Source organism: Streptomyces sp. NPDC004111 (genome assembly GCF_042874215.1).
Taxonomy (GTDB): Bacteria; Actinomycetota; Actinomycetes; order Streptomycetales; family Streptomycetaceae; genus Streptomyces.
On the sequence record NZ_JBIAMU010000040.1, the window covers coordinates 28596 to 44911 of the forward strand.

Consider the following 16316-nt stretch of genomic DNA (forward strand, 5'->3'; position numbering starts at 1 on the left):
CGGGCCGTCACATCCCTTACGCGGCGAGGTCGTTGAAGCCGCGGCCGTCGTCGCCCCGGCGGGCGCGGGCGACCTCCCTGGCCCGTCCGGCCAGTGCGGCGGCCCGCCGCTCGGCGTCGGCCTCCCGCGCCCGCCGGCTCCGTACCAGCGGAGCGGTCGCGGCCCAGCGGGAGAGCGCGGACACCAGCGGCGTCAGCACCATCATGGCCAGCGGCGCGAGCAGCAGCGTCACGGCCGTGCCGAGGGCGAACCCGCCCACCACGTCGGACGGGTAGTGCACCCCCATGTACACCCGGCAGAAGCCCTCCGCCGCGGCGAGCGCGAGCGCCACCAGGCCGAGCTTGCGGTGTGCCATGAAGATGCCGACGCCGAGTGCCATCGCGAGCGTCGCGTGGTCGCTCACGAAGGAGAAGTCGGTCTTCCCCGACGCCAGGACCTCCAGGCCCTTGTGTTCGAGGAAGGGGCGCGGGCGTTCCACGAAGCCCCGGATCGGGATGTTCACCAGGAGGGCGATACCGGCCGCGAGGGGCGCCCAGACGAGGGCGGCGGCCGAGGCGACCGAGTCCTCGGCGCTGCCCCGGCCACGGCCGCGCCACCAGCACCAGATGCCGACGAGGACGAGGCCGAGCAGGATTCCGTACTCGCCGACGAACGCGACGATCCGGTCGGCCCAGCCCGGGGCATCGGCTGCGATGCCGTTGATGTCGTAGAGCAGGCTGACGTCGGGGTTCGACGCCTCCACCGCTAGTCCAGCCATCTGCACGGCCCCTTGCCCTTGCTGTGTCGCTTCTCGCGCGTCCGCCCGTCGCACGCACGGCGTGTGCGTGGCGGGTCCATCACCCCCGTGACAGTTCTTCGTCGTGTCATCTGCGTCTGCGGCTGCGTGTTCTTCTCGGTGTTCCGTGTGCCCGGCGCATGGTCAGTGCTGCCGTGTTTCCTGATGTTCCCGCCCAGGGAACGCCTCACGCCCGGCCGGGGTTCCACTCTCCACCGAACGATCACCATGACGTTATCGACTCTTGACCCATCGTCCCAGCTCAGGGGCGAGTCATTACGGAGAGTTCCGGCCATCCGGGGCGCGATGTCAGGCTTCCGGCCGGGGTGTCGGCAATGCCTCCGCTCCCGCCTGCGTCACACGCGTCGCACCGAAATAGTCGGGGGTGTCGATTTTGTCGAAGCGGATGACGGCTCCGGTGTAGGGGGCGTTGATCATGTATCCGCCGCCGACGTAGATGCCGACGTGGCGGATTTTGCGCGAATTGGTGAGGTCGTCGGAGAAGAAGACGAGGTCGCCGGGGAGCAGTTCCTCGCGGGAGGGGTGCGGTCCCGCGTTGTACTGGTCGTTGGCGACGCGCGGCAGCTCGATGTCGACGGTGCGGTAGGCGGCCTGCGTCAGCCCCGAACAGTCGAACCGTCCTTGCTGGTCAGGGGTGCCGTTGCCGCCCCAGAGGTAGGGCGTGCCGAGCTTCTTCTGCGCGTAGTAGATGGCGGCGGCGGCCTGCTTGGAGGGGGCCACGCGGCCTACGGGCTGGGCGAAGCTCTGCTCCAGGGAGCGGATGATCTTTACGTAGTTCTTGGTCTCCGGGTACGGCGGCACGCCCCCGTACTTGATGACCGCGTACGCGCCGGCGTTGTAGGCCGCGAGCATGTTGTCCGTCGGGTCGCCCGGCGCCTTCTTGACGTATCCAGCCAATTCGCAGTCGTACGAAGCGGCCGACGGAATGGCGTCCGCCGGGTCCCAGATGTCCTTGTCGCCGTCGCGGTCACCGTCCACGCCGTGCGCGGCCCAGGTGCCCGGGATGAACTGGGCGATGCCCCTCGCGTCGGCCGGGCTGACCGCCTTGGGGTTCCAGCCGCTCTCCTGGTACAGCTGCGCGGCGAGCAGCGCCGGGTTGATGGCGGGGCACAGGTTGCCCCACTTCTGCACGATCGGCTGGTACAGCCCCGGGACCGCACCCTTCGCCAGCCCGACCGCCCGCCCTCCGGCACCGCCCTGCCCGGCGATCCCGGCCGCGGCCGAGAACGTACCGACGACGAGCAGCGCGACGAAGGCCAGGAACACCCCGACCCCGATCCCGCTCGCAACCCAGACTTTGCGCACTCGACAACCCTCCCCCATCCGGTCCGGTTGTACGTCCGTTTCGACGCAGGCATGTCGCCGGGCCGCGTCATCCGGACCACCTTAGGAGGGGTACATGAACCCCTCGCAGTTGATGACCTTGTACTGCCTGGGCGCCGTGACGTGCAGGTAACTGACGGTCCATTCGCCGGTGTACGAGGAGAGCGGCGCGGCGGGCAGTTCCTTGCCGTCCTTCCTGGTCTTGAAGTCGTCGGGGTAGACGAAGGACTTGAACTCCTCGCCGCCGCCCTCGTGCAGGTTCATCACTTTGCTCACCGCACCGAGCTCGGTGTTGTCCTGCCCGTTCTTCGACACGGGCTTCACGGCCACGGCCACGTAGTACGCCGGCGCGCCCGTCACCGCGTACTTGAGCCGGTAGCCGATCTCCACCTTGCCGGGCGGCATGTCACTGGGCGCGCCGTTGTGCGGTACGGAGGTCTGCAGGTCCAGCGGGGCCTGCTCCTCCGGGGGAAGCGCACACGTGTCGCGCAGCCCGTTCCACCAGTGGGCGGCGGGGGCGGTCTGCTCGACGTACTGCGGCGGCCCAACCGGCTCCTCTCTCTTCGGGGGGTCGCTCGGCTTCTGGGTCTGTGCCCCGCTGCCCGGTCCCGAACCCTCCGTTTTCCCGCCCGGCCCCGGCGTCCGCGCCCCCGCCGTCCGCTTCGTGTCCGGCTGCCCGGTTGCCGGGCCCGCGGCACCCGGCGTGCCCTCGGCGCCGCTCCCCCCGCCGCCCTCCTTGTCCGGCGGCAGCAGTTGCAGCGCCCCCACCACCGACACCCCGACCACCGCTCCGACCGCGGCGGCCACCAGCCACGGGCGGGCCCTGCGGCCGGTGCGGCCGGAGCCGGGCGCGGTCGTCCCGGGGTGCGCGCCGCCGACCGTGGGCACGTAACCCAGCCCCGGCCCGCCCGTCGGCAACTCGTGCAGCACGTCCGGCGCGTCCGGCACCGATTCCCCGAGGCCGCCCACCAGCGCCCCGTAGAAGGAGTCGTCCACCAGGGCGATCCGCACCCCGCACCGCCGGATGACCTCCTCGGGCGTGGGCCGGTCCGCCGGCTCCTTCGCCACGCACGCCCGCAGCAGTTCGGCGAGCGGGCCGTCCGTGACGCCGTCGAGGTCCATCGGCTCGTGCACGGCGCGGTACGACACGGCGTCCGCCGGCCCGCTGCCGAACGGCGGCCGGCCCGTCGCCGCGTAGGCGACCGTCGCCCCCAGCGCGAAGACATCGGCCTCGGGCCCGACCTGATTGCGGATCAGCACCTCGGGCGCGGTGAACCCGGGCGTCCCCGGCGCCATGCCGGTCACGGTCAGCGCCGTGTCCCCGACCCCTCGGGCGATCCCGAAGTCGATCAGCTGGGGACCCTGGGCGGCGAGGATGACGTTCATCGGCTTGAGGTCCCGGTGCGTGACGTCGTACGCGTGGACGCTCGCCAGCCCCTCCGCCAGCGCGGCGCACAGCCCGCGCGCGGTGTCGGCCGGGAAGGCGCCGCGCTCCCGCACGGCACGGGCCAGGGTCGGCCCGCTCACGTACTCGGTGGCGATCCAGTACGGCGCCGCCTCCAGCGAGGCGTCCATCAGGTTCGCGGTGTACGCGCTGCGCACGGCCCGCACGGTGTTCGCCTCGCGCCGGAACCGCGACAGCGCCTCCGGGTGATCGGTGATCTCGTCCCGGATCACCTTGATGGCCACCAGCCGCCCGCCCTGGGACCGCCCGAGGTACACCTGCCCCATGCCCCCGGCACCGAGGCGCGCGAGCAGGGTGTAGGTGCCGATGTACGCCGGGTCCTGGCGGGGTCTGAGTGATTCCACCCGCCGACTGTACCGAGCCGTACCCGCCCTCCCACAGGGGGAGTTGACGGCCGCTCAGGTCCAGGACGCGGGCTTCCGGGGAGGGCTCCGCGCGTGCCCCGGGTCAGCCCCAGCCCACCGCCGCGACCACCTCGGCCGCCAGCTCCGTCGGCCCGGGACCGCCGTCCCGCACCTCGACCGTGCACCCGCCGGCCCCCGCCGCGTCGAGGATTCCGTCCAGCTCGCTGGAGCGGCGCAGATGCCACTCCAGCCCCGCGGCGTCCCCCTCGTGCCGCCGCACCAGCCGCTCCCGTACCAGCGGCAACGGGACCTTCAGGCGGCACACCGTCAACGGGACGCCCACCGCCTCCTCGTACCGCTTCCGCTCCTCCTCGCTCTCCGCGACCCCGGCCAGCACGAGTCGTACCGCGCCCGCGTCGAGGTGGTTGGCGGCGACCGCCGCCAGGTTGCGCAGCAGCAGCGCGAGGTGGAAGGGGTCGTCGTCGGGCGCGGGCCAGCCCTTGGCCAGCCAGTCCAGGTCGATCACCGCGTGCGGCACGCCGGCCCCGGCGAGCAGTTCCCCGACGGCCTCCGCGGTCGTCGTCTTGCCCGCCCCGACCGTCCCGGTCAGCAGCAGCGCGCGGGCCCCGGCGGCGCGCCCGGTCACGTCGTCAGCACCCCGGTCGCCAGCCCCAGCGCGAACAGCGCGCTGAGGTGCGCCGTCACCAGCGCCGCCCATCCCACGAACGGCAGCTGCCGGCCCAGCCGCGCCAGCAGCCGCCACTCGTGGACGGCCGCGCCGATGCCCACCAGGTACAGCGGCACCCACAGCAGGGCCCACCAGTTCCAGGGGCCGTCGGTCCACCCGATGACGAGGCTGGGAACCCCGAAGAGGAACAGGACGATGCCCCACCCCGGCCGCTCCTCCCGCTGCGCGGCGGCTATCGCGGCGGCCCGCGCGTCGACGTCCTTGGCTCTCACCCGTACTCCTCCCGTCCTTGCGTACGACAACCATCTCATCGGCACCGCAAGGTCCACATTCCTGAACCGAACCTGCCAAAGAGCGCGATCGGCGCGTGATCCCGCGTGGCTAGGATCGCCGACCATGAAACTCAGCAAGGCAGGCAAGGCGGCCGGCGTTCTCGCGTCGGCCTTCGCTCTCACGCTCGGCTTCGGCGGCTCGGCCATGGCGGCCGACCACACCATGAACACGGGTGACGTCTGGGGCGCCTTCGGCTACAGCGGCAAGGCGGAGTTCACCGAGTACGGCGACATCCTCAAGATCTGCGACATCGACGCGGACGGCTACGCCGTGAAGATGTGGGTCTCGCTCGGCGACGCGTACGGCCCGAAGCTGTACGAGACCTGGGTCGGCGGCGAGGGCAACTGCATCACCCACCGCGCGCGCGAGGGCGGCAAGCTCGACCTCCCGGAGAACAAGAACATCGGCTTCCTCTTCTGCCGCTACAAGGGCGGCAAGGAATCGGAGTGCCGCGCGTACAAGTTCAAGAACGACCACTGATCCAGCACCCGGCGGGCTCCTCTTGGCCCCTACGGCCCGGCGGCGGCGGTCCGCCGCCGGGACCGCACCGACCGGCCCCGCGTCTCGTTCCCCTCCGGGACAGGATGCGGGGCCGGTAGCGCGTTGCGGCACCGTAGGAGTGGACAGCAGTCACTGCGAACGACGGACGCGGAGCAGCCGCAGCGAAGGAGCCCCGGCATGGACACCCCCGCCCCTCTCGACTGGACCCGGGCCGCCCCCGAGGACGAGGAGGGGCCCGGCCCCTGGATCGAGATCGCCTTCGGCCCCGGGGAGGGCCCGGAGGACCCCGTCTACCTCCGCGAGACCAGCGACCCGGACACCGTCGTCACGACCAACAGGCGCAAGTGGGAGGCCTTCGTGCTCGGCGTCCGGGCGGGCGAGTTCGACCACTTCGCCGAGGAGTGAACGCCGGCCCATCCGGAAGGCCGCGCACCGTTCCGCCGAACGGGGTGACGGTCACTCAGAGTCCCCGCGCCCGGGGCCCGCAGAAGCACGGCGGGCGGTGCGCCTTCGCGACCGCAGCCCCCGGCGGGCACCGCCGCGCCCGCGTCCACGCGGACACGGCCCCCGCACCCAACAGAGCAAGGGTGCCTAACGCCAGTCATTGCCCGGAGTCACCCCCCGTGATACACAGAGTGACCATACGGCTTTTCGCACGCTCCGGGCTCCCCCCACCGCTCCGCACCGCAGGTCAGGGCGGTGAGACCGGACTCATGTGCGGAAGTCGGGTAAAGATAGCCGCCAAGTCGACATACCGAGGCGGTTTCATCAGCGAAGATAGGGCGATGCTCTCTGCCGTCCGGCAGGGAGGCCAACCAACCGACAGGGGCGGTGACTTAATGATCCTGGCAGCCGAAAAGGGCGACATCACCACCATCATCGGCGGAATCGCGCCGAACTGGGGCCCGTTCGGGAGCCTCGGCAGCGAAGCCCGCATCATGATCGAGGTCGTGATGGCGGTGGCCATCCTGTTGTGCCTCGGCATCGCCATCTGGGGTGCGGCCAAGCAGCGGATCGGCGCGACCGCACTGCGCGACACGTTCAGCGCGGAACAGGGCAAGGGCCTCATCGTCGCGGGACTGACCGGTGTCTTCATCATCGGCTCGCTCGGGACGCTGTTCACCATCGTGTACGGAATGGCCGTCTAGCCACCTCTCCCCAGTCCTCACCGGGCGTGCCCGGCCCTCCCCCTGAGGTTGCGTTTCCTGATGACGAGTCACCACACCGCGCCCGCGCGGAGAGCGGCCCCGCTACCGTCTAAGTACTACGCATACGAATGCGAGTACGACTACGACACGGGACTGCGAAAGGCTGAGGGGGCGTACGCGGCATGAGCCTCGGTGAGGACGACGACCGGAGGGGAACCGACGACCCCTACACGACGATGGGCGGCACCCGCCAGACGCGTACCCGGATGCCGGAGGACCACGGCTCGGCCCGCCCCCGAGGCACCCGCCAGGGCCCGCGCGCCTCGCGGTCGATGATCGCGGCGGTGGCCGTGGTGGTACTCCTGATCGCAGCCATCGCCTTCGCCAACCGGGGACCGGGCAGCGGCCCGGCGGAGGGCGGGAGCGAGGGCAAGGAGGGGACGCCTTCTTCGGGGTCGACGGCGGCGAGCGGGGAGAAGCCGGTGACCGGCAAGGGCGCGACGGGAATCCCCTCGGGGTTCGCCCGCAACGCCCAGGGCGCACAGAGCGCCGCCACGAACTACACGGTGGCGCTGGGCTCCGTCGACATGTTCAAGGCCGACAGCAGGCACCGCATCGTCGACTCCCTGTACACGCCGGAGTCGGCGGCCAAGCTCAAGGGGCCGCAGGACACCGCGTACTCCCCCCAGTTCCTCCAGAAGCTGGGTCTCGACGCCGAAGGCAACGCGCCCTCGGGCAGCACCTTCGTCTCCCGCACCCTGCCGGTCGGCGCGAAGACCGAGTCCGTCGACGCCGACAACGCCAAGATCTCCGTTTGGTACACGGGCCTGATCGGCATGTCCGGCGCGAAGTCCATCGACCCGGTGAAGACCAACTGGGGCACCTGGACCTTCGACCTGAAGTGGGTGGGCGACGACTGGAAGATCGTCGGCGATGCCCAGAAGAAGGGGCCGACCCCTGTACCCGGTGACGAGACTGCTTCCAGCTCGGACGAGATCAGCAAGGCAGTCGATGAGTACGGAGGGTTCACTTATGCCCGGTAGCCTCCGACGCCGGCTCGGCCCGGCAGCCGCCACCTTCGCAGCCGTCCAGGTGGCGGTCTTCGTGCTGGCGGCCCGCGCGACTGCCGCGCCCACGCCACCGGCCCCTACTCCGACGCCGACGCCGGGCGCGAGCAACAACCCCTGCGACCTGCTGATCGGCCCCGCCAAGGAGTACTGCGAAAAGGGCAACAGCGCCGGAACCTCCCCCTCCTCCGTAGCCCCCGCCCCCACCGACTCCACCCTCGACCCCCTCTCCTCCCTCGCCAAAGGCTGTGCTGACGCCGCCGCCTGGATCGTCGGGAAGCTCAGTGAGGCCGTGAACTCCACCGCCAACGTGGACTTCACCAACGCCAAGTTCCTCCAGCAGTACGCCGTCGTGTTCGCCGCATCGACCGTGCTCACCCTCGTGCTGTGGCTGCTGGCCGTCGCCAAGCGGGCCATGCGCGGCGTACCGCTGTCCACCGCCGTCTCCGAGGCCATCGGCTTCCTTTGGCTGACGGTGCTGGCGTCCGCGTTCACCCCGCTGATCCTGTACACCATCGTCTCGGCCACCGACGGCGTCACCAAGGTCATCGCCTCCGCGTCCGGCGGCCAGAGCGACGTGTTCTTCGGGGCGTTCGCCGAGGCGCTGCAGAAGCGCGACCAGATCGGCGGCGGCCCGATCATGCTGATCGTCGTCGCCCTCGTCACGATCCTCGCCGCCGGCGTCCTCTGGCTCGAACTGGTCATCCGCGCGGCCCTGTTGTACGTCGGCGCCCTGCTCGGCACCGTCGTCTACGCCGGTCTGGTCGACAAGAACCTGTGGAGCCACGTCCGCCGCTGGGCCGGGATCATGATCGCGGTGATCCTCGTCAAACCGGTCATCGTGATCGTCCTCGGACTGGCCGGCGCCCTCTCCAGCGGCGACGGGCCGAACGCGTTCTCCGCCGTCGTCTCCGGCCTCGCCATCATCCTGCTGGCCATCTTCGCCTCCGCGATGATCTACAGGTTCGTGCCCGGCTTCGGCGACGACATCGCCGCCGCCAGCGCCAGCCGCAAGCAGGTCACCGACGGAGCCCGCGCCTCCGCGGTCCTCTCCTCCCCCGCCAACCTCGTCTCGCAGGGCATCAAGACCCACAGCAGCCGGGGCGGCGGAGGCGGCGGCAGCACCCCCGCGCCCCGCCAGGCCTCCGCCGCCAACGCCAGCGACGGCATGGCCGCCCACGGCGCCCGCGGCAACGGCGGCAGCCCCACGTCCGGAGGCGGAAGCGGAGGCGGTGGCGGAGCGATCCCGTCCGCCGCGCCGTCGGCCCGTAGCAACAGCACCCACAGCAACCGCGGCACCGGCAATACGGGAACCTCGAACTCCCCGCACGGCCACCGCAAGAACACAGGAGGTGGAGGGCGTTGACCACCCAGTCCCACCCGATCACGCCCCGCCGTACCTATCTCATCGGCCGGGCCAGGCCGAACGCGATCGTCGGCAAGAACCGCGAGACCGGCGAGATCGCACTGATCATCGCGGGCGCGTTCCTCGGCATGATGTGCGGGCTCCTCGTCCCCACCCTCTCGCTGCGCATCATGCTGCTCGTCGGCTTCCCGCTGATCGCGCTCATGGCGGTGTACGTGCCCTACAAGCACCGCACCTTCTACAAGTGGTTCGAGATCAACCGGAGCTACAAGCGGAACCTCCGCAAGGGCACGACGTACCGTTCCGGCAGCATGGAGGCGGGCGTCAAGGGCGACGGCCGCGAGGTCGAGATCGGCCCGCCGCCCGGCATCGGACGGATCAACTGGCTGGCCGCCCCCTTCGGCCCGGACGAGATCGCCGTGCTGCTGCACGCCGACCGGCGCACCGTCACCGCCGCCATCGAGATCGAGGGCCCCGGCGTCGGCCTGCGCGACAGCGAGGACCAGGAAGCCCTGGTGGACCGTTTCGGCACGCTGCTCAAGCACGTGGCGAACGGCGACGGCTTCGTCACCCGCCTCCAGATGCTGGCCCGCACCCTGCCCGCCGACCCCGACGCCCACGCCAAGGACGTCGCCCAGCGCGGCGACCACAGCGCGCCGGGCTGGCTCACCGAGTCGTACGACCAGCTCCAGTCCATGGTGTCCACCTCCAGCGAGCAGCACCGGGCCTACCTGGTCGCCTGCATGCACTACACGCGCGAGCTGGCCGCCGAGGGCGCCGCGATGGCCCGCGCGTCCCGTCCCAAGGGCACCCGCAAGCTGGACAAGGACGCCGGTCTCGCCATCGTCATGGCGCGCGAGCTGACCGACATCTGCGCCCGGCTCGCCGAGGCCGACATCCGGGTCCGCCAGCCGCTCGGCCAGGGCCGGCTGTCCTCCCTGGTGCACTCGATGTACGACCCGGACCACCCCATCGACCACATCCAGGCCATGACCAAGCGCAACGCCTGGCCCGCCGAGCTGGACGCGATGGAGCCGACGTACCTCCAGGCCAAGACCCGCGAGTCGCTGACCCGCGAACCGTGGTGCCACGCCACCGCCTGGGTGAAGGAGTGGCCGATGACCCCCGTCGGCGTCAACTTCCTCGCCCCGCTCCTCGTCCACACCCCGGACGTGATCCGCACCGTCGCCGTCTGCATGGACCTCGAACCCACCGAGGTCGCCATCGAGCGGATGCTCACCGAGAAGACCAACGACGAGGCCGACGCCTCCCGTGCCGCGAAGATGAACCGCACGGTCGACCCCCGCGACATCGCCGCCCACGGCCGCCTCGACCAGCGCGGCGAGGACCTGGCGTCCGGTGCGGCCGGGGTCAACATCGTCGGCTACATCACCGTCTCCTCCCGCAATCCGGAAGCGCTCGCCCGCGACAAGCGCACCATTCGCGCCTCGGCCGGCAAGTCCTACCTGAAGCTGGAGTGGTGCGACCGCGAACACCATCGCGCGTTCGTCAACACGCTCCCCTTCGCCACCGGCATCCGTCGCTGACCCGCATCCGTCGCCGACCGGCCCAGACCCGCTGACCGGCCCAGCTCCCCGAAAGGACAGATCATGCGAGACCCGCTGTCCGCAGCCACGGATGCCTTCACCAGCTTCCTCTTCGGCAAGGTCGAGACGACACGCCTGCCCGTCCGTACGTCCACCGGTCAGGCGCAGGCGGTCTACCTCCCGACGGCGGCCCCCGGCCTGGGCGACTCCGGCGTGATCATCGGACGCGAGGTCTACAGCGGCAAGGGCTACATCTACGACCCCTTCCAGCTGTACGGACAGCAGCTCCCGGCGCCGCACTGGCTGGTGCTCGGCGAGTCCGGCAACGGCAAGTCGGCGCTGGAGAAGACCTACGTACTGCGCCAGCTCCGCTTCAAGGACCGCCAGGTCGTGGTCCTGGACGCACAGGGCGAGGACGGCGTCGGCGAGTGGAACCTGATCGCCCAGCAGCTGGGGATAACTCCCATCCGGCTGGACCCGATGGCCGCCCTCGACGGCGGCATCCGGCTCAACCCCCTCGACCCGGCGATCACCACCACCGGTCAGCTGGCCCTGCTCCGTACGATCATCGAGGTCGCCATGGGGCACGGGCTGGACGAGCGTTCCGGCTTCGCGCTCAAGGTCGCGCACGCGTACGTCAACGCGACGATCACCACCCGCCAGCCCGTACTGACGGACATCGTCGAGCAGCTCCGCCACCCCGAACCGGAGTCGGCGGAGGCGATGAACGTCGACATAGACGACGTACGGGCCTGGGGTCTGGACGTCGCCCTCGTCCTCGACCGGCTGGTCGACGGCGACCTCCGCGGCATGTTCGACGGCCCGACCACGGTCGGCATCGACCTGGACGCCCCGCTGATCGTCTTCGACCTCTCGCACATCGACCGCAACTCGATCGCCATGCCGATCCTGATGGCGATCGTCGGCGTGTGGCTGGAGCACACCTGGATCCGCCCCGACCGGGTGAAGCGCATCTTCCTCGTCGAAGAGGCCTGGCACATCATCAACAGCCCGTTCGTGGCACAGCTCTTCCAGCGCCTCCTGAAGTTCGGCCGCCGCCTCGGCCTGTCCTTCGTGGCCGTCGTCCACCACCTCTCCGACGTCGTCGACGGCGCGGCGGCCCGCGAGGCCGCGGCCATCCTCAAGATGGCCTCCACCCGCACCATCTACGCCCAGAAGGCCGACGAGGCCCGCTCGACCGGCAAGGTCCTGGGCCTCCCCCGCTGGGCCGTCGAGATCATCCCCACCCTCACCCCTGGCATCGCCGTCTGGGACGTCAACGGCAACGTCCAGGTCGTCAAACACCTCATCACCGAGGCCGAACGCCCCCTGGTCTTCACCGACCGCGCCATGACCGAGTCCTCGGCGGGCACCCCGGCGGACGACGGCTTCCTCAACGACGAGGCCCGCGCCGCCGACTGGGAGGCGGAACAACGCGCGGCCCTGATCGAGGCCCAAATGGCCGAAGTCGAATCCTCCGACGCCACGGTCGCCTGAAATGCCCCCCACCCCCCGACCCCCCAGACCCCCCCTCCTCCCCACCTGGCCCACCCCCGCCGCCGTCCCCTTGGGCGGCGGGGCCGCCGCCGCCTCCTTGGGCGGCGGGGCCGCCCCCCGGGGGCGGAACGGGCGGGCAAGGGGGCGGCCCCCGGCGGAGCCGAACACCCGCTCCGCCCACGCCCCGCACACCCCCGCCCTGGCCCCCGCCCTCCGCAACACCCCGGGCCAAGGCTCCGGCCACGGCCCCACCCACAACCGTCACACCCACCCCCACACCCCCCACACCCCCCGCCCCGAACGCGGCATCCCCGACAGCCTCCTCGTCGGCCTCCTCGCCCTCCTCCTCGGCCTCACCGTCCTCACCTGGACCGCCACCGGCCTCGCCGGCCTCTTCGCCCACGGCTCGTGGCCGAAGGACGTCACGTTCCCGAACACCCCCACCGCCCTGCGCCAACTGGCCACCGCCCCCACCGACCTGGCCGCCGCCTGGCCCAGCACACCCCCCGCCGAACTCTCGGGCTACGGCCTCTTCTGGGGCCTGTTCATCGGCCAGTTCCTGGTGCTGATCGTTCTCACGATCTTCGTGCTGGGCACCCTCGCCCGCTGGCGCCTGGTCCGCGCCCAGGCCCGCGAGGACCGCCTCCGCACCCCGCACGAAACCTCCGTCCCACCGTCCCGCACCCCCTCGGACGAAGCGCCCGCGCAGGCGACGGAGTCACTCACCCCTCCCTCCCCCGAGCCCTCCCGGACTCCGGAGCCGAACCCCGCACCCGGGCCCAGCCCCACCCCCGTACCCCCGGCCATGCCCGAAGCGGAGCCCCAACCCCAGCCGGCCACCACGTCCCACCCCTCCACCGCGTCCCACCCCGGCCCCGGCCCCGCCCCCCAGCCCCGTACCGACCCCGAATTTCCCGCCACGCCCCTCTACAACCGCACCACCCACCGCCGAACCGCCCTCCAGACCGTCCTGGAGGCCCCCGGCGCCGCCCTGGTCCTCACCTCCGACCCCACCCTCTGGTCGGAGACCACCGGCGCCCGCTCCAAGCTCGGCCCCGTCCTCCTCTACGACCCCAACCACCTCTGCGACACCCCGGACCGCCTGCACTGGTCCCCCTTCGCCGGCTGCGAGCGCCCCTTGACCGCCGCCGCCCGCGCGACCGCGCTCCTCGCCCCGGTACGCCCGCAGGCCCGGATGGACGCGGCCATCGCCGACACCGCGGAAACCCTGCTGCGCAGCTATCTGCACGCGGCGGCGATCAGCGGCAGCAACCCCCTGAAGCAGCTGCACCGCTGGACCCAGGGCAGCCACACCCAGGAAGCCGTACGCATCCTGCGCACCCACCCCAAGGCCACCTCCGGTGCCGCCGGCCTCCTGGAGTCCGCGCTGACCGCGTACCCCGAACGTCGCGAGATCGCCCAGGAGTTGACCGCGCGGGCATTCTCCGCCCTCTCCTCGATCCACATCCGCGAATCTTGCACCCCCAACCGAAACGATTCGCTCACCTTGGAATCATTCGCGGACGAGGGGGGAACGCTTTATGTGGTCGGTGAACCGATCGAGGACCCTCGTACGCGTCCCTCGGGACCGGGCGCGATGCCTCTGCTCACCGCCCTCGCCTCATACGTGGTCGAGCACGGCCGCCGCATGGCCGCACGGTCATCCGACGGTCGGCTCGACCCACCAATGACGCTCGTCCTGGACGATGTCGCGGCCGTGGCTCCACTTCCCCAGCTCCCGGAGCTCCTCACGGCCGGTCAGGGCCAAGGTCTCCCGACCCTGGCCCTGCTCCGTTCCGAGGAACAGTTCAAGTCCCGCTGGCCACAGCGGAGTTGACGGTACCCGGGGGTACACCCACGTACACCGGCAACCGGCCTCCCACCCCCACTGTTCCCCGCCTCCGAACCCGCGAGAGTCGTCAGTGCCCCCTCAGGGAGCACCATCCACTCCGCACCGGCAGAAGAGGCCACCATGCCCACCCGACGCCAAGTCCTCGGCACGACCGCCGCCCTGACCGCCACCGCCCTCGTTCCCGCCGGCGCGGCAGCCGCGGAATCCCGTGGCACGGCCGCCCGGACCGCACCGCGCCCGGCCGCCCCGTCCGACACCCTCGCCCTCACCCACGCCACGGTCCTGGACGGCGCCCACCCGCACCCGCAGCAAGACCGCACACTGATCCTGCGCGGGGGTCGCCTGGTCCGTTCGGGACCCAGTGCCCAGCTCCGGCCGCCGCGCGGCGCCCGGGTCGTCGACCTCACCGGCAAGTACGTCGTCCCGGGGCTGATCGAGTCCCACGTGCACACCAGCGACGGCCAGGAGGGCATCCACCCGCCGCTCTTCCCGCTGACCGGCGTGACCTCGGTCCGCGACATGTGGGGCACGCCCCTCCAGCACTCCTGGCGGGAGAAGATCGCGGCGGGCACCCTGCTCGGCCCGCGCTTCGTCATCGCCAGCCCGATCATCGACGGCCCGCCCTCGATCTGGGCCCGCGACCTCGGCCTCCCCCTCATCGAGGTCGCCGACGCCAAGTCCGCCCGCGCCGCCGTCCGCCGGGTCAAGCGCGAGGGCGCCGACTTCGTGAAGGTCTACTCCCGGCTCTCCCCTCAGGCGTACGCGGCCATCGCCGACGAGTCGCGCGCGCAGCGCATCCCGTTCGCCGGCCACTGCCCCGACACCGTCCCGATGGCCCGCGCCGCCACCTCCGGCCAGCGCTCCATCGAGCACCTGCACGCGATGCTGCTCGCCACCTCCTCCCGCGAGCGGGAGATCCGCGAGGGCCTGGCGAAGGTCCGCATCGACCCGAACGACCCCTCCAGCATGTCCCGTTACCGCAGCTGGTTCCGCCAGGTGCACCCCTTGGAGTGGGAGGCGATGCGCAGTTACGACAAGGGCCGCGCCCGCCGGCTCTTCGACGCGCTCGCCGAGAACGGCACCCGCGTGGTCCCCACCCTCACCGTCCACCACTCCCTGGAACGCACCGACGAGCTGCCCGCCTCGGCCGAGGAGTGGAAGTACCTCCCCGCCTGGCAGGTCCAGTCGTGGCCGAGCACCTGGGAGGCCCTGGTCGGCTCCCGCACCCCGCAGGACACCGCCCGGGTCCGCGAGATCTACGAGCACCGGCTGCGGCTGGTCGCCGAGATGCACCGCGCGGGGGTCCGGCTCGTCGCCGGTACGGACACCGGCACCGGGTACGCGGTCCCCGGCTTCTCTCTGCACGGCGAGCTCCGCCTCCTCGCCGAGGCGGGCATCCCCGCCCACAGCGTGCTGGAGGCCGCCACCACGACCCCCGCCGAGCTGCTGCGGCTCCCCGAGGACCGCCCGGCCGACCTGCTGGTCCTCGACACGGACCCGCTCGCCGACATCGCCCACACCCGCCGCATCCACGCGGTCGTCAACGCGGGCCACTACATCGACGCCCACGAACGCACCCGTCTGCTGGCGGCCGTGCAGAAGGCCGCCGAGAACAGCACCCCGCCGGCCGGCGGAGCCCAGGCAGCGGCCCGCACCACCCCGGGCTGCGCCTGCAACGCCCCGCACTGATGCGTGAGGGGGAAGGGTCAGCGGGCGGGCCTCGGTACGGCCATCTCGATCTCGTTCTCGTCGGACCGGGCCCCTTCCATCGGGACGGTGTGCCCGGTCCGTTCGAAGCCCACCTTCCGGTAGAGGCCCTCGGCGCGTGCGTTCCGCTCGTGCACGAACAGCCGGACCCGCTGGATCCGGGGCTCGGCCAGCTCGAAGGACCACTCCACGGCAGCGGTGAACAAGGCGTCCGCCAGCCCGGTCCCCCGCGCCTCGGGCCGTACGAACACGCCCACCACATGGGTCTGGTCCACGGCGGCGGCATCCGCGAAAGCCCCGCCGGAACCGGCCGGCTCGACCATCACGGTCACCGTCCCGTCCCAGCGCCCGTCCGGCCCCTCGGCAATGAGCTGCGCGATGGAATCCCCGGCGGCAGCTCCCTCCGCCCGCCCCTGCCAGAACGGATCCGGCCGGTCGAGGGCCTGCTCGTACGTCTCCAGAAAGGCGATCGGTGCGGCAGGGTCCTGAAGGGCGGCCAGCCGAAGCTCCTTGACCTGCTGCCATTCATCGGCACGCACACGGCGAATGAGGTGTTCCATGTGCCGATGCTATAGACGGGAAACCGCCCCGTAAACGCAGAAGAGCCCCGTACCGGTATCCCCGGCACGGGGCTCTTCGCAATGATTGTTCGGCGGCGTCCTACTCTCCCACAGGGTCCCCC

15 protein-coding genes are annotated in these 16316 nt (G+C 71.5%); 9 read left to right on the top strand and 6 right to left on the bottom strand.

All coding sequences use genetic code 11. The features are described from left to right. Positions 1 to 16: 16 nt before the first annotated feature. The 5 genes from ACFYVL_RS43410 to ACFYVL_RS43430 form a co-directional block, all read right to left on the bottom strand. Positions 17 to 757: a phosphatase PAP2 family protein gene (locus ACFYVL_RS43410; RefSeq protein WP_389255483.1), complete on the bottom strand. Its 741-nt coding sequence runs from the start codon at positions 755 to 757 to the stop codon at positions 17 to 19. 327 nt (positions 758 to 1084) lie between these two features. Continuing rightward, positions 1085 to 2119 (bottom strand): NlpC/P60 family protein, encoded by a 1035-nt coding sequence (locus ACFYVL_RS43415; RefSeq protein WP_389255485.1) that lies wholly within the window; start codon positions 2117 to 2119, stop codon positions 1085 to 1087. Positions 2120 to 2182: 63 nt separating this feature from the next. Further along, on the bottom strand, positions 2183 to 3928 hold the full coding sequence (locus tag ACFYVL_RS43420; protein ID WP_389255487.1) for a serine/threonine-protein kinase: 1746 nt from the start codon (positions 3926 to 3928) through the stop codon (positions 2183 to 2185). Between the two features lie 103 nt (positions 3929 to 4031). After that, positions 4032 to 4574, bottom strand: coding sequence for a hypothetical protein (locus ACFYVL_RS43425; protein ID WP_389255489.1), 543 nt, complete (start codon positions 4572 to 4574; stop codon positions 4032 to 4034). Next, positions 4571 to 4888 (bottom strand): hypothetical protein, encoded by a 318-nt coding sequence (locus tag ACFYVL_RS43430; protein ID WP_389255491.1) that lies wholly within the window; start codon positions 4886 to 4888, stop codon positions 4571 to 4573. The genes ACFYVL_RS43425 and ACFYVL_RS43430 overlap by 4 nt, the downstream gene beginning before the upstream one ends. Before the next feature lie 124 nt (positions 4889 to 5012). Here ACFYVL_RS43430 and ACFYVL_RS43435 point away from each other — a divergent pair, with 124 nt between their 5' ends. The 9 genes from ACFYVL_RS43435 (at position 5013) to ACFYVL_RS43475 (ending at position 15616) form a co-directional block, all read left to right on the top strand. Next, on the top strand, positions 5013 to 5429 hold the full coding sequence (locus ACFYVL_RS43435; protein WP_389255493.1) for a hypothetical protein: 417 nt from the start codon (positions 5013 to 5015) through the stop codon (positions 5427 to 5429). 198 nt (positions 5430 to 5627) lie between these two features. Further along, a complete protein-coding gene (locus ACFYVL_RS43440) occupies positions 5628 to 5855 on the top strand; it encodes a DUF397 domain-containing protein (protein ID WP_389255495.1) in 228 nt (75 codons plus the stop codon). A 434-nt stretch (positions 5856 to 6289) separates the two neighbouring features. Beyond that, the gene (locus ACFYVL_RS43445; protein ID WP_384346002.1) at positions 6290 to 6598 is read left to right on the top strand and encodes a hypothetical protein; all 309 of its coding nucleotides are present in this window, start codon (positions 6290 to 6292) and stop codon (positions 6596 to 6598) included. A gap of 182 nt (positions 6599 to 6780) precedes the next feature. Further along, on the top strand, positions 6781 to 7641 hold the full coding sequence (locus ACFYVL_RS43450; RefSeq protein WP_389255497.1) for a hypothetical protein: 861 nt from the start codon (positions 6781 to 6783) through the stop codon (positions 7639 to 7641). After that, a complete protein-coding gene (locus ACFYVL_RS43455) occupies positions 7631 to 9031 on the top strand; it encodes a hypothetical protein (protein WP_389255498.1) in 1401 nt (466 codons plus the stop codon). The genes ACFYVL_RS43450 and ACFYVL_RS43455 overlap by 11 nt, the downstream gene beginning before the upstream one ends. Then, complete coding sequence (locus ACFYVL_RS43460) at positions 9028 to 10578, top strand: SCO6880 family protein (RefSeq protein ID WP_389255500.1); 1551 nt, start codon at positions 9028 to 9030, stop codon at positions 10576 to 10578. The genes ACFYVL_RS43455 and ACFYVL_RS43460 overlap by 4 nt, the downstream gene beginning before the upstream one ends. 63 nt (positions 10579 to 10641) lie before the next feature. Then, positions 10642 to 12075, top strand: a complete 1434-nt coding sequence (locus ACFYVL_RS43465) for an ATP-binding protein (RefSeq protein WP_389255502.1) — start codon at positions 10642 to 10644, stop codon at positions 12073 to 12075. A gap of 1 nt (position 12076) precedes the next feature. After that, positions 12077 to 13912 carry a type VI secretion protein gene (locus ACFYVL_RS43470; protein ID WP_389255504.1) on the top strand — a complete coding sequence of 612 codons (1836 nt, stop codon included), beginning with the start codon at positions 12077 to 12079 and terminating at the stop codon, positions 13910 to 13912. 135 nt (positions 13913 to 14047) lie between these two features. Beyond that, positions 14048 to 15616: an amidohydrolase family protein gene (locus tag ACFYVL_RS43475; RefSeq protein ID WP_389255506.1), complete on the top strand. Its 1569-nt coding sequence runs from the start codon at positions 14048 to 14050 to the stop codon at positions 15614 to 15616. Between the two features lie 17 nt (positions 15617 to 15633). On the opposite strand, the gene ACFYVL_RS43480 is transcribed toward ACFYVL_RS43475, so the two are convergent. Beyond that, the gene (locus ACFYVL_RS43480) at positions 15634 to 16194 is read right to left on the bottom strand and encodes a GNAT family N-acetyltransferase (protein ID WP_389255508.1); all 561 of its coding nucleotides are present in this window, start codon (positions 16192 to 16194) and stop codon (positions 15634 to 15636) included. Positions 16195 to 16316 lie beyond the last annotated feature (122 nt).

What these genes read in the sequence shown, in the direction of transcription:
- ACFYVL_RS43410 (WP_389255483.1), bottom strand. Translation starts at nt 757, where the DNA reads ATGGCTGGACTAGCGGTGGAGGCGTCGAACCCCGACGTCAGCCTGCTC.
- ACFYVL_RS43415 (WP_389255485.1), bottom strand. Translation starts at nt 2,119, where the DNA reads ATGGGGGAGGGTTGTCGAGTGCGCAAAGTCTGGGTTGCGAGCGGGATC.
- ACFYVL_RS43435 (WP_389255493.1), top strand. Translation starts at nt 5,013, where the DNA reads ATGAAACTCAGCAAGGCAGGCAAGGCGGCCGGCGTTCTCGCGTCGGCC.
- ACFYVL_RS43440 (WP_389255495.1), top strand. Translation starts at nt 5,628, where the DNA reads ATGGACACCCCCGCCCCTCTCGACTGGACCCGGGCCGCCCCCGAGGAC.
- ACFYVL_RS43445 (WP_384346002.1), top strand. Translation starts at nt 6,290, where the DNA reads ATGATCCTGGCAGCCGAAAAGGGCGACATCACCACCATCATCGGCGGA.
- ACFYVL_RS43450 (WP_389255497.1), top strand. Translation starts at nt 6,781, where the DNA reads ATGAGCCTCGGTGAGGACGACGACCGGAGGGGAACCGACGACCCCTAC.
- ACFYVL_RS43455 (WP_389255498.1), top strand. Translation starts at nt 7,631, where the DNA reads ATGCCCGGTAGCCTCCGACGCCGGCTCGGCCCGGCAGCCGCCACCTTC.
- ACFYVL_RS43465 (WP_389255502.1), top strand. Translation starts at nt 10,642, where the DNA reads ATGCGAGACCCGCTGTCCGCAGCCACGGATGCCTTCACCAGCTTCCTC.
- ACFYVL_RS43470 (WP_389255504.1), top strand. Translation starts at nt 12,077, where the DNA reads ATGCCCCCCACCCCCCGACCCCCCAGACCCCCCCTCCTCCCCACCTGG.
- ACFYVL_RS43475 (WP_389255506.1), top strand. Translation starts at nt 14,048, where the DNA reads ATGCCCACCCGACGCCAAGTCCTCGGCACGACCGCCGCCCTGACCGCC.
- ACFYVL_RS43480 (WP_389255508.1), bottom strand. Translation starts at nt 16,194, where the DNA reads ATGGAACACCTCATTCGCCGTGTGCGTGCCGATGAATGGCAGCAGGTC.